Source organism: Deinococcus psychrotolerans, assembly GCF_003860465.1.
Taxonomy (GTDB): domain Bacteria; phylum Deinococcota; class Deinococci; order Deinococcales; family Deinococcaceae; genus Deinococcus; species Deinococcus psychrotolerans.
Genome location: NZ_CP034183.1, coordinates 2,543,460 through 2,562,348 on the forward strand (window position 1 = coordinate 2,543,460; position 18,889 = coordinate 2,562,348).

The window sequence follows — 18,889 nt, forward strand, 5'->3', positions numbered from 1 at the left end:
AACGCTCAAGGGTTATGCTACTCGGCTGATCTGTCCGACTTCTGACAAGCGCCTGAGAAAGCCCTCGGTTTTATTGGGGTTCGGTGCAGACGGCGTTTAGCGTTTCCAGCGCTGGCCGTCCTTGGTGTCTTCCACCGTCACGCCGACGTCGGCCAGCTTGCCGCGCAGCGCGTCGCTTTGCTCATACTGCTTGCTGAGGCGGTAATGCTGGCGGGCGTCGAGCACCACGTCCATCAGCGTGCTGACCAGCGCCGTGTCGTCTTGGCTTGCCGAGTTGGCTACGCCCGAGTCGAACAATCCCAGCACCTGCCCGCCGAGTTCGTCGTAAGCGGCCTTGGCCTGCTCCAAGGCTTCCCGGCCCACCTCGCCCGCCAGCGCCGCATTCACGTCGCTGGTCAGGTTAAACAGGGCCGCCACCGCTCTGGGCGTGTTGAAATCGTCGCTCATGGCTTCTTCAAAAGCCTGAACGTGCTGGGTCACTTTGGCAGAGAGGGCGTCGGAGCGCTTCGGCGCACTCACCAGGCGGCGCTCGACTTCAGCGCGGGCGTCGTGGAGTCGGCGGTAGCCGTTCTGGGCGCTGACAAAGGCGTCCTCGCTCATCTCCGTGACGCTGCGGTAGTGGCTGCCCACCAACAAAAAGCGCACCACCTGTGGGTCAATCCGCTCAAACAGCTCTTTGAGGGTGGTGAAGTTGCCTTTGCTCTTGCTCATCTTCTCGCCGCCGATGGTCAGCATGTTGTTGTGCATCCAGTAGCGGGCAAAGCCGTGGCCCGCCGCCTCAGCTTGGGCAATTTCGGCTTCGTGGTGCGGAAACTCCAGATCGAGGCCGCCGCCGTGAATATCGAAATTCTCGCCCAGATACTTGAGGCTCATGGCCGAGCATTCGATGTGCCAGCCGGGAAAGCCTGAGCCCCACGGCGAATTCCAGCGCATGATGTGGCCATGCTCGGCTTTTTTCCAGAGGGCAAAGTCGCGGGCGTCGCGCTTCTCGCCGCGCACCGTTTCGCGGGTTCCTTCTTCCTGGTCGTCAAGTTTGCGGCCGGACAGCTTGCCGTAGCTCGGCCAACTGCGAACGTCAAAGTAAACACTGCCGCCCGCTTCGTAAGCGTGGCCTCTGGCGATCAGTTCCTGAATCAGCTCGATCTGCTCGGTGATGTGGCCGGTGGCGCGGGGCTGAATGCTGGGCCGCTGCACGCTGAGGCGGGCCATATCGTCCATGAAGCTCCAGTAATACTTCTCGGCCACTTCCATCGGCTCAAGTTTTTCCAGCGCGGCGCGGCGGGCAATTTTGTCTTCGCCTTCGTCGGCGTCATTCAGCAGGTGCCCCACGTCGGTGATGTTGCTGACATAGCGCACGGCGTTGCCCCGGTGCGTCAGGTAGCGCCGGATCACGTCAAAGGCCACTTCTTTTTTGGCGTGGCCGAGGTGGGCGTCGCTGTAGACGGTCGGGCCGCACAGATACATCCCGATTTTGCCGGGCGTGCCCGCAACGAACTTGACTTTCTGGCGCTGCATCGAGTCGTGCAGCACGATATCGGGCCAGTGGAGATCCGGGAAGAGGGAACCAAAATTGGGAGCGGAGTCGGTCATACAGTCTCCAAGACAAACGGGTGAGAAGAAGTCAAGGCACAAAAAAAGCCGCGTTCCAAAGCAAGGATCGGCGGCAGCGCGGCGTAATCGGCGGCTACCGTGGACACCCACAACACAAGTTGAGTAGAAAAGCGGCGCTGAGCATAAAAAAACTATAGCACCTCTCCAGTTCACCCCATGGAGCACGGGTCACGGGGCTTAGAAGTGGCGGGCCGGAGTTCTCTGCTCAAATTCTGTTGTGGCCCGCTCTGCTTTGCTGCTGTTTTTGCCGCTGGCGGTGATAGAGCTGGGCCGAGGTAACGCTGATAAAGTTGGTGTCCGGCTGTACAGTGGTTTGGCTGTGGGGCTGACGCCACTGATTTGCAGAAGCGCTGAGGGTAAGCAAGCACGCTGGAGGAAGAATGGACAAAGTGCAGCAACCTCAAGTTTTGTTTTGGGATATCGGCGGCGTGCTGCTGACCAACGGCTGGGATAGAGACCAGCGGGCGGGCGTGGTGGCCCGTTTCGGCTTGGACGCGGCCGAGTTTGGCGAGCGCCACAAGTTGGTGGTTTCCGAACTCGAACTCGGAAGGGTGAGCCTCGACGAATACCTCGACCAAACGGTGTTTTATCAGCCGCGTGATTTTAGCAAAGAAAGTTTCCGCGCCGCCATGTACGGGCAAAGTCAGCCCAATTTGCCTACACTGGCGCTGGCCCGCCGCTTGGGTCAGGGGCGGCGGATGTACTCGCTCAACAACGAAGGAGATGACCTCAACGCCCACCGGATTGACACGTTCGGGCTGCGCGAATTTTTATTGGGTTTTTTTACTTCCTGTTACCTCGGCGTGATGAAACCCAACCCCGCCATTTACCGCCTCGGCATGCAGCTCGCCCATATTTCCGCTGATCAGGCCGTCATGATCGACGACCGCATTCAGAATGTGGAAGCCGCCCGCCGCACCGGAATGCGGGCCATTCAATACGTTTCGGCGGCCCAGCTTGAAGAAGAGTTGGCGGCAATGGGGATAGAAAGCTAAAAAAACGAGCGTTAGACATGCTTTATAGCGGTCTAACGCTCGTTCTTAATTCTTAAGCCGGTTCTCCAGCTCCTGCTTTAATGCTCAGCTCTTACATCCAGTCTTTGAAGAAATTCTTCATGCGGTCGCCAATGCTCGGGCCGGTTTTGACCTTCGGCTCTTTGGGTTCTTTTTTGACTTCAGCCTTTTCGGCCTTGGCGTCGGTTTTGGGTTCCGGCTTGGTGACGATCACGCTCGGCTCAGGCCCGGTGATGGTCGGCGGCTTGGCGCTCGGCGCGGGCTTGGCTTCGGTCTTTTCAAGCTGGTCGAGCGAGAGTTCGGCGTGCTCGTGGGTCACGCCATACAGCACCAAGCCCACAGCGGTGGCGTGCAGCGGCCCGCTGACGATATCGGTCAGGCCGCTGACGCCGCGGGGCTTGCCGATGCGCACCGGCAGGCGGAAGCGTTCGCGGGCCAACTCGGAGACGCCGCGCATCAAAGCGCCGCCGCCGGTCAGCACCACACTGCCCGCCACCAGCTCAACCGGCCCCATGCCCTTGTCGATTTCGTCGCGGATGAGGTCATAAATTTCACTGACACGCGGCTTGATGATGCGGGCCAGATCAAAAGCGCTGATGGCGTGGGTCACGCCCGCCGCTGTGGTGATTTCCAGCGTCAGCTCTTGGTCGGCCAGTTCGGGAAGGGCCGCGCCGTACTTGCGCTTGACATTCTCGGCTTCTTCCACCGGAATTTTGAGAATTTGCATCAAATCGGCGGTGACGTGATCGCCCCCGATCGGGATGCTGGCGCTGTGGGCGAGGTTGCCGCGCCGAAAGACCCCCACGTCGGTGGTGCCGCCGCCCATGTCGATGACCAGCACGGTCTGGTCGCGCTCGCCCGAGTCGAGAACCGCCAGCCCGGAGGCCAGCGACTGCAAGACGAAGCCTTCGGTGATCAGGCCCGCTTCCTGCACGCAGCGGCGAACGTTGGCCAGCGGCCCCGCCGAACCCGAGACCAGATGCACATCGACTTCCAGGCGCACGCCGTGCATCCCCACCGCGCTCTTGATGCCTTCTTGACCGTCCACGACGTATTCCTGTGGAATGGCGTGGATGACTTCCAAATTGGGATCGAGCGGCACGGCGCGGGCGTTTTCGATGGCGCGTTCCACGTCGGCGGCGGTGATTTCTTGGTTGCGGCGAATGGCGGCCAGACCGTGACTGGTGGTGGCCTTGATGTGGTGGCCCGACACGCTGACATACGCGTGGCTGACCCGCACACCGCTGACCCGCTCGGCGGCGGCGATGGACTGCTTGATGGCGTGGGTGGTGCGCTCCAAATTCACGACTGCGCCGCGCTTGATGCCCTCGCTGGGCACGGTGCCCTCGCCGATAATGTCGACGGTGCCGTGCGGGCCGAGCTCGCCGATGACTGTTGTGATTTTGGTGGTGCCGATGTCCAGCCCCACGATAAACGGGTTATTTTTCATCTCTGGACGCTCACTCCCCACGGATAAAGATTGATGCGGCCCACAGGGGCCTGCGTTTCGATGGCCTGACCATACTTGAGCAGCAGCTTGATGTCGCCGCTCCAGATGGTGCCTTTGCCGGTTTGCACCGTGATGCCAGTAGGTGTATACGTCACTGACTCAACATTGTAACGCGAGAATGCCCGCACTGCGAACAGGGCGTCTTGGGTGCGGTCTGGCCCCCACCCCGAGATGACCGGGCCAGTGGCCACAGCTCCCGGCAAAGGCGTACCGTCGGCGGCGATCACGCTGACCTGCCCGCCGCGGTCACGGACTTGCGCCACGGGCGTGCGCTCGGCAACACTGATTTCGACCCGGTCTGGAAAGATGCGGGTGAGCTGCGCCGAAGCCACCCAGGGCTCGTCTCTCAGGCCAGTGGCCCGCCACAAGCCGTAGTACAGCCAGCCGAACGGCTTCTCGCCGCTGAGTCCGGCGAGCTGCTTGACCTGCCCAGCTGACAAATGACTGTTGCCGGTAATCTGCACCGCTTTGATCGGTAGCCCGTACCACAAGCCCACCGCCGCCCCGCCGATCAGCACAGCGGCCAGCACAGCGCTGATCAGCCGTCCAAAGCGCTGCCAGAAGCTGCGCCGGGGCAGTGGCGTGGGGCTTTGCTCCTCGGAGGTGACGGCCCCGGAGGGCAGCGGTTCAGCAGCGGCGAGCGGGGCAGATATCTTTCGGGCGGCGTCGAACGGCGGGATATCAATGGCGCTGCTGCGCAGAGCAGGCCGCGCCGCTGAGGAGTTGCCACTGCGCTCGCTGGCCCCGACCCGGATCGTCACCGTTTTTAGGGCCACAACTCGTACTCCAGTTCAAGCGGCACGCCGACCCGCTGGCGAATGAGCTCGAGCAGGGCGTGGACATCTGCCGCCGCCGCGCCGCCCAGATTGACGATGAAGTTGGCGTGGTCGGGTGAGATCATGGCCCCGCCGATCTGGGTGCCTTTGAGTCCGGCGTCGTCGATCAGTTTGCCCGCGCCCACGCCGCCGGGGTTTTTGAAGGCGCAGCCGGGGGTTTTCATTTTGGGCTGACCTTTGCGGGAGGTGTCGGCATTCTGCATTTTCGCGCCCACCGCTTCGGGGGTGCTGCGCGTGAGTTGCAGGCGCACCCGCGTCACGATGTGGTTGCGGGGAATGGCGCTGTCGCGGTAGCCCCAAGGCAGTTCATCCGGCGAGAGTTGGCTGACCCCTTCCGGGGTGGCGATTTCTAAGGCGAATAAGCCGTCGAACATCTCGCCGAAGCGGGTTCCGGCGTTCATCCAGACCGCGCCACCGACTTGAGCGGGCACGCCTACCGTGCCCTCCAAGCCCGACAAGCCCAGCGTCCGCAATTTGCGGAGCAGGCCCGGTAAGGGCACCCCGCCGCCCACCCAACCGCTGATGAAGTGCTCAGGGGTACTCTCCGGCGCGGCTTGCAGATCGGTGGCAGCAAACTCGCCGCCCAGCCGAATGACCCGTTCCTTGAGGCCCTCGTCGGCAATCACCAGGTTGCTGCCGCCACCCAAAATCCGGTAGGGAGCGCTCATCGCCTCGCTCAGTTGGGCGTGGCTCTCCACCGTCCAGACCTCGGCCTGGCCACCGACGCCCAGCGTGGTGAACCGCGAGAGGGCCAAGCGCTCCACCTTCGCGCCGCTGGCGCTCAGGGACACGGCGGCGCTCACAGCGGCACCCCGGCGAGCTGGCGGGCCATTTTCCAAACGTCGCCCGCGCCCATCGTCACGATGATGTCGCGCGGCTGGGCCGAGGCGCGTAAATACTCCACGGCGTCTTCGCGCTGGGGGTAATACTCGGCAGCGGGGTGGCCGCCCTGCTTCATTCGCTCGCTGATCAGGGTGGCGTGAATGCCTTCAATCGGCGGCTCGGAAGCGGCGGCGATGTCCAAGATCAGCACTTCGTCTGCTTTCATCAGCGCGTCGGCGAGGCGCGGCCAACTCTGCTGGGTTCGCAGGTAACGGTGCGGCTGAAACACCACCCGCACCCGCCTGCCAGTTTGCTGGGCAGCTTGCACGGCGGCGGCGACTTTGGTGGCGTTGTGGGCGTAGTCGTCGACGATCAACGCTCCGTTGAGGCTGCCGATGTGCTGCCAGCGGCGGCCCGGCCCCCTGAAAGCGGCCAGCGCGGCAGCCGCCGACTCAAACTCGCCGCCGTAGAGATCCGTGACGGCCAGCGCTGCTAGTGCGTTGAGGACGTTGTGGGTGCCGGGCAAATTGATCCGTGCTTGGCCGAGTAGCTCACCGCGCTTACTGACCTGAAACGAAGTGCCAGTTTCGTCGGGTTGCAACTGAGTGGCCCGGTAAGTGCTGCCCTCCAACGTTCCGTAACTCATAGCGCTTTGGTGCTGGGTGACGAAGGCGTCCAGGCCCGGCCAATCGGCGCAGTACAGCACCCGCTCGGCCTGCGAGACGAAGCGGGTAAATGCCGCGTGCTGCTCTTCCACGCTGCTCCAATACGTCGCCAGTTCGCTGCCCTCGGCTCCGCCCACGTGGTCGTCCTCGGCGTTGGTGAACACGGCGGTCTGACACACGGCGTACTGGAAATTGCGGTCGGATTCGTCCACTTCGGCCACGAACGGCCCCTGCCCGATGCGGGCGTTGCTGCCGCCGTGCTGCAAATCGAATTCCGGCACGATGCCGCCCACCAGCGCTGCTGGATCAAGGCCCGCGCCGAGGAGGGCCACCGCGATCATGGAGGTGGTGGTGGTTTTGCCGTGGGTACCGACCACTCCAACCGAAGGCGAAGCCGACAGCAGTTCTGCCAGCAGCGCCATACGCGGGCGGACTTCGATGTGGGCTTGCCGTGCGGCGCTCAGTTCGGGGTGGTTTTTGCTCACCGCTTCGGAGGCAATCAGCACATCTACGCCGTGAACGTGAGCGGGGTCATGGCCGTGCGCCACCGTGATGCCCTCGCGCTCAAGCTGGGCGGTGAGTTCGGAAGGGTGTTCATCGCAGCCGCTGACGATATAGCCGCGTGCTTTGAGCAAGCGGGCAAAGGCCGAGACGCCGATGCCGCCAATGCCCATCAAATGAAAGTGAGGCGGAGTTGGAGTGTGGCCAGGACGGTTGATAACGTCTGCTTCTGGTGTGGATGAAGCGGAGGACGTGGAAGTCTGATCTAGGGTATCGCTGTTGGTCATGTGGCCTCTGGCCGGGCGTGGGCCAGCACCAGGTCAGTCAGCCGCTGACTGGCTCCAGCAGGACTGCGGGAGAGGGCGGCGCTCTGCATGGCGCGGCGGCGCTGCGGCACTAAACACTCTAACACCGCTCCCCCCATCTGCGCCGAGACGCTGGGCTGCTCGACGACTTGCCCCGCGCCCGCTTCCTCGACGGCGCGGGCATTGAAGAGCTGGTGATTTTCCGAGGACTCCGGCAATGGCACCATCAAAGTTGGAACCCCGTGAAAGGCCGCTTCGGCCAGCGTGCCGGTGCCTGCCCGGGTAATCGCCAAGTCCGCCGCCGACCACGCCGCCACCGCGTCCACGTAGCCTTCGACCCTGTACCATTCCAAATCGGCCACACGGGGCGCGACACTCGTGACCCAGCGCGGGCCGGTGGCGTGCAGCACCTGAACGGGGCCAAACTCGGACTGTCCATCCGGGAAGGTGGAGCGCAGCACTTCCGGCAAGACATTGTTGAGCGCGAGACTCCCCTGCGAGCCGCCCATAATGAAGATGGTCAGGCGGCCCGGATCGAGGCCCAGCGCCGCCAGCGCTTCTGCGCGGCTGAGACGCTCCTCGCGCACCGGCATGCCCACCAGCGTCGCCTTGCTCCCGCTGAGTCCGGCGACCACCGGATAAGCGGTGCCGACTGCTTTGGCGCGGCGCACCGCCAAGCGCTGGGTCAGGCCCAGACGGGCGTTTTGCTCGTGCAGCACGGTGGGAATGCCCAGCGTCTGGGCGGCCAGCACTCCCGGCAAGCTGGCAAAGCCGCCGTAACCCACCACCACGGCGGGGCGAGTCCGGCTCAGAAAGCGCCGCGCTTCCAAAAGGCCGCTGCTGGCCCGCAGCAACTCACGGGGGTCGGCCTTGCCCTGCCCGCTGCGGGCGAGTTTGCCAGCCTGCACCCCGAAAAAGGGCAAACCTTGTTCGGCGGCGATTCTTTCTTCCATGCCGCCGCGCTGGCCCAGCAAGGTCACGTGGTGGCCGCGTAAGAGCAGTTCGCGGGCAGTGGCCACCGCTGGATAGATGTGCCCACCCGTCCCGCCTGTGGACAAAACGACTTCACTCATTGAGGGAAGTTTAGCAAGCGCAAAAGCTGCTTTGTTAAATGACCAATCTCGAAGCAAATCGGTCAAAGTAAACCAATCAAAGCAAAAAGGCCGCCTGATTCAGCGGCCCTGCTTGCTCCTCTTCTTCTCAGTCGGCGGCGATCAGCTCCGGTGTCCGCTCTTCTTGCGGCAGGGCGCTCTTGACTTCCCGCAGAGCCGAGTGGATGATGGCCAGCGCAATGGACATGCTGAGCATGCTGGAAAAGCCGTAACTCACCAGCGGCAGCGGCACGCCGGTCACCGGGAAAATGCCCGCCGCCACCGCCAGATTGACAAACGCCTGCCCCACGATCATGTACATCGCGCCGGTGGCCATGATGCTGGCTCCGTGCAAATTGGGCGTCATCGGGCGCACGCGGGCGGCGAGTTGGGCGACTTGCAGAGCGGTGGAGACCACCAGCCAGTACGCAAACAGCACCATCGTGACGCCCAGCAGGCCGGTGGAAAAGCCCACCGAAGCAATTGCGAGGTCGGTGTGATCGGCGAAATACGGATAGCGCGGCGCTTCCGGCCCTTGGCCCCAAATGCCGCCGAAACTCAAATCACGGTGGGCCATCCCGATCTGGTCAAGTCCTTTGACCGCCACGCTTTCGCTGACTTTGTCCCGCGAAATGAATGTTAAAAAGCGTTCCAAAATATAAGGATTGCGTTCTAAATAAATACTCAAAATAGGTAAGGCCAGCAGCGCCAACGCAAACAGCAGCGCCGTGATGTTGGTAAAGCGCACTCCGGCGGCGTACATCAGCACGATGCCCAGAGAGAACATCAGTACAGTGGTGCCCAAGTCCGGTTCGATCAGCACCAATAACGTGGTCAGGGCGATCATACCGGTGGCCGAAATCAGCTTGCGGTAAACCCCCCGCCGAGCAAAAAAGCTGGCCAGCATCAAAATGAGGCTGAGTTTGGCAAATTCAGACGGTTGAAATTGAAAAATGCCGCTGAACAACCACCGCTTGGTGCCGGATGAAGTGGCGGTGCCGTGACCGATAAAGAACACCAAAACCAGCAGCACCAAACTCACCAACCAAGCGGGTGTGGCCAACTTGAGAAACACTTTGGGCCGCAGTTGAGAGAGGCCGACCGTGATCAGGATGGCCAGCACCGCTTTGAAAGCTTGATCCGGCAAGTTTTCCGGATCGGCGGTGCCGACGGCCAGCGTACCCAGCACCAGCAGCAGCACCTGAGCCAGCAGCAAATTGGCACTCATATTCACGTGTTGACCTCGCTTGTTTGGCGTGCGTCCCGTGACTCGATCCAAGTCTGCGCCGCTTTGGTAAAGGATGCGCCGCGCTCGGCGTAATCGCGGTAGAGATCGAAACTGGTGCCGATGGGAGCCAGCAGCACCGTGCCGCTCCCGTCCAAAGTCTCGGCAGCCAACCGCACGGCTTCTTGCATGGTCACCTCCGCACCTTGTCCGGTAAAGGGCACCACCACGAACGGCAAGCCCAACGCCTCTGCCAATTTGGGGCCGTCTTCACCAAAAGCGATCACGCGGCGGACTTTACCGGCAGCGGCTCGGCGCAGCGGCTCAAGGTCTGCGCCTTTGTCGCGCCCGCCGACCAGCCAAGCAATCGGGGCCTTGGCTTGCTCCAGCGCCGACTGCACCGCCACCGTGCGGGTGGCAATCGAGTCGTTGACGAAGCGCAGATCATTCCAATGGGCCACCGTTTCAAAGCGGCCCTTGACTGGCTGGGCCGTTCTCAAAGCCTGTTTGAATACCTCGGGCAAGACGGGACGGCCCAACTGCTTCAGCAAGCTCTCTGCCGCCAGAATTGCTGCCGCCGCGTTGGCCGGATGCACGCCTTCGGGCAGTTCGCTGACGTCCAGCACCGCCGAGCCGTCTGCAAGGTGCAAGTGGGCGGCGTCAAAATGCAGAATCTGGGCCTGCGTTGTGACGCTTAAGCCAGTCGGCACGATCAAGCAGTCGCCGGAGCGCTGGGCGCGGGTGATGTTGAGTTTGGCGGCGTGATAAGCCTCGACGGTTTTGTGGCGGTCGAGGTGGTCGCTGGCCAGATTGGTGATGACGGCCACACGCGGCGCAAAGCTGCTGACCCGTTCGAGCTGAAAACTCGACAGCTCCACCACCGCCGCGTCCACGCCGTCCATGATGTCGAGCAGCGGCGGGTCGATGTTGCCGCCTTCGCGGGCGTTCAGGCCGCTGGCACGCAGCAGTTGGGCAATCAAAACGGTGGTGCTGCCTTTGCCCGCCGTGCCGGTGACGCCCACCATCGGCACCTGCGGATAAGCGCGGGCGGCCAGTTCCGCTTCGCCGATAATTTCTGCGCCCCGCTGCCGGAGCGCCTCCAAATCGGGATGGTCGATCGGCACACCCGGCGCGGCCACCACCGTGGTGTAAGCGTGGGTGAGGTCGGCGTGAATGCGGTCGGCTGGCGTGAGGTCGGCTCGGGCAAAGCCGAATTGCGCGGCCAGATCAAAGTCTTCGGCGCTGGGACGGGCATCGAACCAATCGGCGCTTTGTTGGGTACGGGCCAGAAATCTGAGCACGCCGCGTCCGCTGCGGCCCAACCCATACACCAGGGTCTGGGGCCGTGCGTGCGGCGAAAAATGCGGAGCAGCAGGTTCAGTAGTAGCAGGGTCAGGAGAAGGTGTCACGCCACTCAGCCTAGCGCAGTGTGGGCAATAAAGTGCGCCGCAACTGCAAGGCCAGAGGCCAAAGCCGGTTGAGAAAGCCGCCAAGTTAGTCCAAAGTGGCCGCGTCTCCTTGAACGGCGGGGTATTCTCCTCAATTATGAGTGCACTTCTTCAACCGAATTTGACCCAAGCACAACTCACCCAGCCGCTTGCCGTGGTGGACGCCTTCACCTCCCGCGCTTACAGCGGTAACCCGGCGGGCGTGTGCTTGCTGGACGAACTTGCGCCGCCCGACTGGATGCAGCGGGTGGCGTGCGAACTCAACCACGCCGAAACCGCTTTCGTCTGGCCGCTGCCCTCACATCAGTACAGCCTGCGTTGGTTCACCCCGGTTATCGAGGTGGACTTGTGCGGGCACGCGACGTTGGCGGCCGCCCATTGGCTGTGGCAAAGCGGAGCGCTCGCGGGCGATGCGGCGGCGCACTTTGAAACCCTCAGCGGCCCGCTCAGCGCGGTGAAACGGGGCGAGTGGATCGAGCTGGACTTTCCCGCCGAACTCGCCACCGAAGTTCAGCCGCCGGTGGATATGGCCGCGCTGTTGGGAGCGCAGCCGCTGTGGATAGGTGCCAACCGCCTCGACTATCTGGTGGAGCTGCCCAGCGCGGAGCAGGTGCGGAGCCTTACACCAGATCTGGCCCACTTTGGGCCGCTGGGTAAACGCGGCGTGATCGTAACAGCAGCGGGCGATGAGGGCTACGATATCGTTTCACGCGGCTTTTTCCCAAATCTGGGCATCCCCGAAGACCCCGTGACCGGCTCGGCCCACTGCGCCCTCGCGCCGTATTGGGCGGCCAAGTTGGGAAAGAGCGAACTCAGCGCTTATCAAGCCTCAGCGCGTGGTGGAGAGTTGCGGCTGCGTTTAGAAGGCGAGCGGGTCAAGTTACTCGGCCAAGCTGTGATTACTTTGGAAGGCCGCATAGCGGGGCCGCCAAAGGTCTAGCTTTCTTGGCTTGCCAACAGCTGCTCCACCCACGCCAGCATTTTGGCCGTCACTTCTGCTTGCACGGTGTCGTTAAACAGCTCGTGGTAACCGCCCTCCACTTCGAGGTAATCGATGGCCGGTCTAGGGGTGCGGGCCGTTCCCGCCGTCTGTGCAAAGCGCTGCGAGCCGCGCACGTCAGCGAGGCGGTCGGCGGTGCCGTGCAGCACCAAGGTGGGCAAGCGCCACTGCGGATACTCGGCGCTGAGTTGGCGGCTGAGGCGCAGCATGCTGGCGGCGGTCAGGGCCGGAACTTTGCCCCGGTAGACTTGCGGGTCGTTGTCGTAAGCGCTGACTTCTTCGGGGAGGCGCGACAAGCCGCCCGATTCCAACACGGTAACCGGCAAACTGGGAAAGAACCGTCCCAGCACGCCGCTGAGCGCTTTGAGAACCGCGCTTTCGTCTTCGCCAACCAACAGCAGCGGGCTGGACAAAATCACGCCCGCAAGGCCGCGTGGGTCGCGCAGCACCGAAGCCGCCGTGATGAGGCCGCCCATGCTGTGACCAAAGGCGATCAGCGGCACCTGGAGTTCTTGCAGCGCTTCCCGCGCCCGCAAATGGTCGCTGACCAACACGTCCATATCCACCACTGCCCGTGCGCCGGGCGACTGGCCGTGTCCGCGCTGATCGTAGGTATACACGCTCACGCCCACTTGGTTCAGTGCGGCGATGACGCGGCTGTAGCGGCCAAGGTGCTCGGCGTAGCCGTGGGTGAGCAGCACGGCGGCCCGCTCATTGGGCGCGGCGAACACCGTACCGTGGAGAGAGGGGCCGCCCGAAGCAAACGGCCAAGGCTGAGCAGACGCGGGCAGCGCAGGTTGTGACATGCCCGCAGTCTGACATGGCGGCAGTCCAAAGCCAAACCACACCGCAGACAAACTACACCGCCGCCAAACCATATCGACGCGCAGCCCTGCACACAAATTTGTACACAAAAAAAGCCCGACCACAGCGGGCCGGACTTTTGGGTGAAAAATGGTTTAGAAGCGGAACTTCAGGCCAGCGGCAATCGAGCTGATGTTGTCGTTGGTGCCGTCGAAGTAGTAGTGCTGACGGGCTTCGCCGAACAGAGCGATACGGTCGATGATGCGGTAGTCGACGCCCACCAGCAATTCGCCGAAGGTGGAGCCTTTGTTGGTGCTGTTGGCGGTTGCCGGACGGTCGAAGTTGTAGCCGCCGCCCACGCCGAGGATGCCGTCAAAGCGTCCGGTGGTGCCCCGGTACGTGACCAAGCCCGAAGCGCTGTTACCGGGGGTGCTGCCGCTGACTTTGATGTCGCCGGTCAAGCGGACGCCGAAGTTGCCGAACAGCGAGTCGTTGCCGACCATCACGCGGGCCATCGTGCCGACGCTGTTTTGCAGCACGCCGTAGTACGAAGCGCCAATGTAGTTGCCGTAGCGGAACGGCGCGGCGGGCGGCACGAAATCGCGGCCGGCAGCACCCTGCGGGCCAACTTCGCCCTGAATGCCTTGTGGGCCGGCTGCGCCTGTGGGGCCTGCCGGGCCTTGTGCGCCGTCGGCTCCGTCAGCACCATCTGCGCCGTCGGCTCCATCAGCACCGTCAGCGCCTGCCGGGCCGGCTGCACCTGCGGGGCCTGCCGGGCCTTGTGCGCCGTCGGCTCCGTCAGCACCATCTGCGCCGTCAGCGCCTGCCGGGCCAGCTTCTCCGGGAATTCCAGCCGCACCTGCCATGCCGCTGCCGCCTTCAGCGGGCATGTTGTCCATGGCCGCTTGCAGCGCCGCAATCTGGCTTTGCAAATCGGCGATGGTCTGGTCTTGGGCGTCAACCCGCGCGGTCAGTTCTTTGAGGCCGTCGAGGGCTTGCTGCACGCCCTGGCGTAGGGTTTCAAGCTCAGCAGGATCGAAGGTGGTTTGGTTCGCGGGCAATTGAGCCAGCAAACGGGCCAGCACCTGCGCCACTTCTTGGCGGGTGATGGCATTACACCAATCAAAGCTGCCGTCGGGATAGCCGATAAACAGGCCCTTGGACGTGACCAGATCGATGGCTTGCTTGGCCCAGCCGCCTTCGGTGCAGGCGGGCATCGTCATGGCCGGTTTGGGCATGGGGGGCGCGGGCTTGACAGCGGGCATGACCGGGGCGGGTTTAACAGGAGTGACGATGGGTGCGGGGCCAGCGCCACCGGCCAAAGCCGAGCTGCCGATCATCAAGGTGAGAGTGGTGCTCATCAATTTGTGCTTCATAGTTCCTCCAAGGTGAGAGTGGATCGGACAAGCCAGACAAACCGGCTGCGCTGCTAAGGGTGCCACTTTACTCACATCTAGGGTCAATTGTGTCACATAACCCCGGCTGGGCATGACACTTGCCTAACTGAGTCTTTATGTATAGCACTCCGGAGCGTTTGCCGCTGGGGGGGGCGGCAGCGGTCTGCTGGGCTTCCCGGCGGGATTTTGCTCCTGCTCGGAGCAGCCTTCAAGTACTCTGAAGGCCAACTCTGTCATATTTGGCCAACCACGCTTCCTGAAGGTCTCCAGAGCGTGTTTTCACCTTGCAAGCTTCTTTAAGGTGTCTCATAAAAACTATGGCCACTATCGAACGCAAAGCAAACGCCCGCTGGACAGGCGACCTCCGAAACGGCAAAGGTACACTCAGCAGCGGCAGCGGCGTCCTTCAAGAAACGCCCTACAGCTTTCACACCCGTTTTGAAGACGCTCCCGGCACCAACCCCGAAGAACTCTTGGCGGCGGCCCACAGCGGCTGCTTTACCATGCAGCTCTCGGCCCTGCTCGCGGCTGATGGCCACCCCGCCCGCTTACTGGCCACCGACGCCACCTGCGTGATGGAGCCCGACGGCGCAGGCTTTAAGATCACCAAAATGAAGTTGATGGTGCGCGGCTCGGTGGACGGCCTCGACCCAGCCGGTTTTGAAGCGCAGGTCACCAAAGCCGCCGAGATGTGCCCGCTGAGCCAGATCATGAAAGGCAACGTGGAAATTGAGCACGAAGCGGTGCTGGAGAACTAAGCCCCGTCCGCCTGAACATTTGCCCCGGCTGAGTGCTGGGGCTTTTTTGTTGCGTCCGTGTCTGAGCTGGGTACGGGTTTCGGCATCGCCGAGTCTTAATAAAGAGTGGACGCTTCCAACTTAAGGTTCTCTAGAATAAGACGCATGACTCAGTCCCCTTCTGCCAGTTCCCTGTCCAGCATGACCGCCTCGGTGCAGCAGCCCGGCGAGTGGTACAAAAGTGCCGTCTTTTATGAGCTCTCGGTTCGCACCTACGCCGACGGCGATGGCAACGGCAAAGGCGACTTTCCGGGTTTGACCGGCAAGCTCGACTACCTGCGCACGTTGGGCGTGGACTGCTTGTGGCTCCAGCCGTTTTATCCCAGCCCGCTGCGCGACGACGGCTACGACGTGGCCCACTACACCGACGTTCACCCGGATCTGGGCACCTTAGAGGACTTCAAGGTGTTTCTGCGCGAAGCCCACGCACGCGGCCTGAAAGTCGTCACAGACTTTGTCACCAACCACACCTCCGACCAGCACGCTTGGTTTCAGGCTGCCCGCAAAGGCCCGACCCTGCCCGACGGCTCGGAGAACCCGTATTACTCTTACTACGTCTGGAGCGACACCGGCACCGAGTACGCCGACGCCCGCATTATTTTCACTGACACCGAAACGAGCAACTGGACGTACGACGAGCAGGTCGGCAAGTTTTTCTGGCACCGCTTCTTCTCGCACCAGCCTGACCTCAACTTCGACAACCCCGAAGTCACCAATGAACTGCTGACCGCCGCCCGCTTCTGGCTGGAACTCGGCGTGGACGGCTTCCGGGTGGACGCTGTGCCGTATCTGGTGGAGCGGGAAGGCACCAACTGCGAGAACTTGCCCGAAACCCACGAGATTCTCAAGCGGCTGCGGCGGATGGTGGACAACGAGTACCCCGGCAGATTGCTGCTGGCCGAGGCCAACCAGTGGCCCGAAGACGTGGTGGAATATTTCGGCACCGACGCCGATCCCGAGTTTCACATGTGCTTCAACTTCCCGGTGATGCCGAGGCTGTATATGAGCCTCAAGCGCGAAGACACCTCCAGCATCCGCGAGATCATGGATCGCCTGCCGGCCATTCCGGCGTTCGGGCAGTGGGCCACCTTCCTCAGAAACCACGACGAACTCACCCTTGAGATGGTCACGGACGACGAGCGGGCCTTCATGTACGCTGCCTACGCGCCCGACACCCGCATGAAGATCAACGTGGGCATTCGCCGCCGCCTGTCCTCGCTGCTCGACAATGACCGGCGCAAAATCGAGCTGCTGACCACCGTGCTGCTGGCCTTACCGGGCAGCCCCTTTCTGTACTACGGCGACGAAATCGGCATGGGCGACGACCTGTCGCAGGCCGACCGCAACGGCGTACGGACTCCGATGCAGTGGAATGCCGGAACCAGCGGCGGCTTTTCTACGGCTGCGCCCGCCGACTGCTTTTTTCCGCCGATTCAGGATTCGGTGTACGGCTTCCAGCGGGTCAACGTCGCCAGTCAGGAGCAAGACCCCAGCAGCCTGCTGAAGTGGCACTCGCGCCAGCTCGAACTGCGCCGCCGCCACCCGACGTTCGCGCACGGCGACTTGACCTTTGTCGACACCAACAACCCGGCGATCTTGGCGTTTATCCGCCGCACCGAGGAAGAAACCCTGCTGATCGTCAGCAACTTCGCGGCCAACGCGCAGGCCGTCACGCTCGACCTGAGCGCTTACCGCAACCGCACGCCCGTAACGTTGGCCGGAGCCAGCCCTTTTCCCATGATCGGCGAGGAGCCGTACCCGATGACGCTGGGCAAATATGATTACTACTGGATGCGGCTGAATTAGGTTTGGGAAGTGGTAAGAGGGGCGAAAAAGGATTGGCTTTTCCTCTTCACCCCTCTTTCTTCATTCTCTAAAACTGTTTACGGGAGCCGCTGGGCCAATTGGTCGAACACGAAGTTGGCGGCGTCGGCGCGGTGCGTGTACACCGACCACAAGCTGAAGTCTTGCTGCAACACCAAGTCCGGTGCGCCCTGTGCCTGAATCACCCAGCGGGCACCGATGTTGGCCCAGGGCACCAGAGCGCCGGGAGCCTGCATCTGCGGCGAGACCCGGATCACGTTTGGGGCGTTGACATCGGTGGTGAAACTGGCACCGGGGTAGTGCCGCTTGAGAGCGCCCTGCGAGTCGCGTGACATGGCTCCCAAAACTTCTTTGAGGTCGCTGCCGCCGATCAGTGAAGCATTGCCCTGAATCACGGGCGGCAAAATGACGTAGGTGGCGTTTTGAAGTTTCTCGCGGTTAAGTGGCCCCGCCGCCATGACTGGAGCGGCCGCAGGGGCGGGCGGCGTCGGTGCCGGAGCTGTCGCAGCCGCGGGGGCGGGTGGAGCAGCAGGGTCGGGAGCGGTTTGGGCGAGCGCCGCGCCCAGTAAGGCACAGCTCAGGGCGGCGGCACTTGTCAAACGCAGTGGGTTCAGGGAGAGGCGAGTCATGGCTTCACTGTGAGCCAAACAAGCTGATGAAAGGTGACCTGTCAGTGAGTTGAGGCGGCCCAGCGCGTCAGCTCGCCTTCAGTTTGGCAAGCAAGTTCGCCGTTGGCCCTCATCTGGGCGGGTAGCATAGCGGAGTGAATGAGCTGCTCAGCACCATGCGCCGCCTACGTGGGCCCGGCGGTTGCCCCTGGGATCAGGAACAGACCCACCAGACCCTGCGCCCCTACCTGCTCGAAGAAGCTGCTGAGGCCGCCGACGCGATCTCGGCGGGCGATATGACCGAGTTACCGGCCGAACTCGGCGACGTGCTGCTGCAAGTGGCGTTTCACAGCGTGATCGCTGAGGAAGCGGGCACGTTTAGTTACCGAGACGTGGAACAGAGGATCGTGGACAAGCTGGTTCGGCGGCACCCGCACGTGTTCGGTGAGGTTCAGGTGGCGGGTAGCGACGAGGTGATCCGCAACTGGCAAAACATCAAAGCTCAGGAGCGCGGTGGTAAACCCCGAAAAGCTGCCGACCAGATTCCGCGTGCGCTGGGAGCACTGGCGCGGGAAGCGCAGGCCCAGAAGTTAAGTCAGGCAAGCGCCAGTTCAACTTCTGCCATTGACGAAGCGCTCCAACAAGTCGCCTGCGACGAACAAAGCGCCGGGCAAGTGCTGGCCGCTGTGGTGGCGTGGGCGCGGGCGGGCGGGATCAACCCCGAAATCGCCCTGCGGGCCCACACCGACGCTACCCTGCGCCAACTGGACGCCGAGTGAGAGGGGAGAGGTCTGAGCTTGACCCGTGGGCCGATTGGCAGCGTGGGCGCACCCGCCGCGCTCTGCATTTGCCGCACTACCGCGCCGCCGCCGTGCTGGTGGGCCTGACCCGCGAGGCCGATCCGAGGGTGCTGCTCACTGTCCGCAGCAGCGACCTTCCCACCCACCAAGGCCAGATCAGTTTTCCCGGTGGCAGCTTGGAAGCGGGCGAAACGGCTACGCAAGCAGCTTTGCGGGAAGCCTGGGAAGAAGTCGGCCTGGAGGAAAGCACGGTGAGCGTGCTGGGCGAACTCGACGACGTGTTCACGCCAGCGGGTTTTCACGTCACGCCGGTGCTGGCCCGCTTGGAGGCCCAGCCTCGCCTCGCGCCGAGCAGCGAAGTGGCGGCTATTTTGCTGCCGCCGCTCAGCGAGCTGCGTGCTTTGGAGCAGCCCGCCGAAGAACGAACCGGGCCGGACGGTCGCCGGTTTTTGCTGTACCGCTATCCCTGGCAGGGCCACGACATCTGGGGCATGACGGCGCGTGTGGTACATGAACTACTGGAAAGCGGCGTCCACTAAGGCTCCGCGCCGCTCTGTTCAGCGGGGCGTCAGGGCGAGATGGTGAGATTAGGCGGCCTGCTGCTCACCGCGCCGCTCTAAAATAACGGCAGT

At 62.9% G+C, this 18,889-nt stretch carries 17 protein-coding genes; 6 read left to right on the forward strand and 11 right to left on the reverse strand.

Annotated features, from left to right (window positions below):
• Positions 1 to 96 precede the first annotated feature (96 nt).
• The gene (gene cysS / locus EHF33_RS12565) at positions 97 to 1,590 is read right to left on the reverse strand and encodes a cysteine--tRNA ligase (protein ID WP_241191170.1); all 1,494 of its coding nucleotides are present in this window, start codon (positions 1,588 to 1,590) and stop codon (positions 97 to 99) included.
• A 401-nt stretch (positions 1,591 to 1,991) separates the two neighbouring features.
• Here cysS and EHF33_RS12570 point away from each other — a divergent pair, with 401 nt between their 5' ends.
• The gene (locus EHF33_RS12570; protein WP_124872099.1) at positions 1,992 to 2,606 is read left to right on the forward strand and encodes an HAD family hydrolase; all 615 of its coding nucleotides are present in this window, start codon (positions 1,992 to 1,994) and stop codon (positions 2,604 to 2,606) included.
• Between the two features lie 91 nt (positions 2,607 to 2,697).
• Here EHF33_RS12570 and ftsA read toward each other — a convergent pair whose 3' ends face one another.
• From ftsA to murD, 7 genes are all read right to left on the reverse strand, one after another.
• On the reverse strand, positions 2,698 to 4,074 hold the full coding sequence (gene ftsA, locus EHF33_RS12575; protein WP_124872101.1) for a cell division protein FtsA: 1,377 nt from the start codon (positions 4,072 to 4,074) through the stop codon (positions 2,698 to 2,700).
• Positions 4,071 to 4,910, reverse strand: a complete 840-nt coding sequence (locus tag EHF33_RS12580; protein WP_241191171.1) for a cell division protein FtsQ/DivIB — start codon at positions 4,908 to 4,910, stop codon at positions 4,071 to 4,073. Before EHF33_RS12580 ends, ftsA begins: the two co-directional genes overlap by 4 nt.
• On the reverse strand, positions 4,901 to 5,755 hold the full coding sequence (locus EHF33_RS12585; protein ID WP_124873170.1) for a UDP-N-acetylmuramate dehydrogenase: 855 nt from the start codon (positions 5,753 to 5,755) through the stop codon (positions 4,901 to 4,903). The genes EHF33_RS12580 and EHF33_RS12585 overlap by 10 nt, the downstream gene beginning before the upstream one ends.
• A 14-nt stretch (positions 5,756 to 5,769) precedes the next feature.
• A complete protein-coding gene (gene murC, locus EHF33_RS12590) occupies positions 5,770 to 7,131 on the reverse strand; it encodes a UDP-N-acetylmuramate--L-alanine ligase (RefSeq protein ID WP_124873172.1) in 1,362 nt (453 codons plus the stop codon).
• A 110-nt stretch (positions 7,132 to 7,241) separates the two neighbouring features.
• On the reverse strand, positions 7,242 to 8,336 hold the full coding sequence (gene murG / locus EHF33_RS12595; protein WP_124872110.1) for an undecaprenyldiphospho-muramoylpentapeptide beta-N-acetylglucosaminyltransferase: 1,095 nt from the start codon (positions 8,334 to 8,336) through the stop codon (positions 7,242 to 7,244).
• A gap of 127 nt (positions 8,337 to 8,463) precedes the next feature.
• On the reverse strand, positions 8,464 to 9,582 hold the full coding sequence (locus tag EHF33_RS12600) for an FtsW/RodA/SpoVE family cell cycle protein (RefSeq protein ID WP_124872113.1): 1,119 nt from the start codon (positions 9,580 to 9,582) through the stop codon (positions 8,464 to 8,466).
• Between the two features lie 2 nt (positions 9,583 to 9,584).
• Positions 9,585 to 10,913, reverse strand: coding sequence for a UDP-N-acetylmuramoyl-L-alanine--D-glutamate ligase (gene murD / locus EHF33_RS12605; RefSeq protein WP_241191326.1), 1,329 nt, complete (start codon positions 10,911 to 10,913; stop codon positions 9,585 to 9,587).
• Between the two features lie 211 nt (positions 10,914 to 11,124).
• Between murD and EHF33_RS12610 the strand changes: the two genes are divergently transcribed.
• The gene (locus EHF33_RS12610) at positions 11,125 to 11,967 is read left to right on the forward strand and encodes a PhzF family phenazine biosynthesis protein (protein WP_124872119.1); all 843 of its coding nucleotides are present in this window, start codon (positions 11,125 to 11,127) and stop codon (positions 11,965 to 11,967) included.
• On the opposite strand, the gene EHF33_RS12615 is transcribed toward EHF33_RS12610, so the two are convergent.
• Complete coding sequence (locus EHF33_RS12615; RefSeq protein WP_124872122.1) at positions 11,964 to 12,833, reverse strand: alpha/beta hydrolase; 870 nt, start codon at positions 12,831 to 12,833, stop codon at positions 11,964 to 11,966. The two genes, EHF33_RS12610 and EHF33_RS12615, sit on opposite strands and share 4 nt — an antisense overlap.
• A 153-nt stretch (positions 12,834 to 12,986) precedes the next feature.
• The gene (locus EHF33_RS12620) at positions 12,987 to 14,207 is read right to left on the reverse strand and encodes a coiled-coil domain-containing protein (RefSeq protein WP_124872125.1); all 1,221 of its coding nucleotides are present in this window, start codon (positions 14,205 to 14,207) and stop codon (positions 12,987 to 12,989) included.
• A 338-nt stretch (positions 14,208 to 14,545) separates the two neighbouring features.
• Here EHF33_RS12620 and EHF33_RS12625 point away from each other — a divergent pair, with 338 nt between their 5' ends.
• Both EHF33_RS12625 and treS read left to right on the forward strand, forming a co-directional pair.
• On the forward strand, positions 14,546 to 14,986 hold the full coding sequence (locus EHF33_RS12625) for an OsmC family protein (RefSeq protein WP_124872128.1): 441 nt from the start codon (positions 14,546 to 14,548) through the stop codon (positions 14,984 to 14,986).
• Positions 14,987 to 15,166: 180 nt separating this feature from the next.
• The gene (gene treS, locus EHF33_RS12630) at positions 15,167 to 16,831 is read left to right on the forward strand and encodes a maltose alpha-D-glucosyltransferase (protein ID WP_124873174.1); all 1,665 of its coding nucleotides are present in this window, start codon (positions 15,167 to 15,169) and stop codon (positions 16,829 to 16,831) included.
• Positions 16,832 to 16,908: 77 nt separating this feature from the next.
• On the opposite strand, the gene EHF33_RS12635 is transcribed toward treS, so the two are convergent.
• Positions 16,909 to 17,478 carry a hypothetical protein gene (locus tag EHF33_RS12635; RefSeq protein WP_164473360.1) on the reverse strand — a complete coding sequence of 190 codons (570 nt, stop codon included), beginning with the start codon at positions 17,476 to 17,478 and terminating at the stop codon, positions 16,909 to 16,911.
• A 134-nt stretch (positions 17,479 to 17,612) separates the two neighbouring features.
• Between EHF33_RS12635 and EHF33_RS12645 the strand changes: the two genes are divergently transcribed.
• Together EHF33_RS12645 and EHF33_RS12650 are read left to right on the forward strand one after the other, a co-directional pair.
• On the forward strand, positions 17,613 to 18,236 hold the full coding sequence (locus EHF33_RS12645; protein ID WP_124872136.1) for a MazG family protein: 624 nt from the start codon (positions 17,613 to 17,615) through the stop codon (positions 18,234 to 18,236).
• A complete protein-coding gene (locus EHF33_RS12650) occupies positions 18,233 to 18,796 on the forward strand; it encodes an NUDIX hydrolase (RefSeq protein ID WP_124872139.1) in 564 nt (187 codons plus the stop codon). The genes EHF33_RS12645 and EHF33_RS12650 overlap by 4 nt, the downstream gene beginning before the upstream one ends.
• Positions 18,797 to 18,889: the final 93 nt, after the last annotated feature.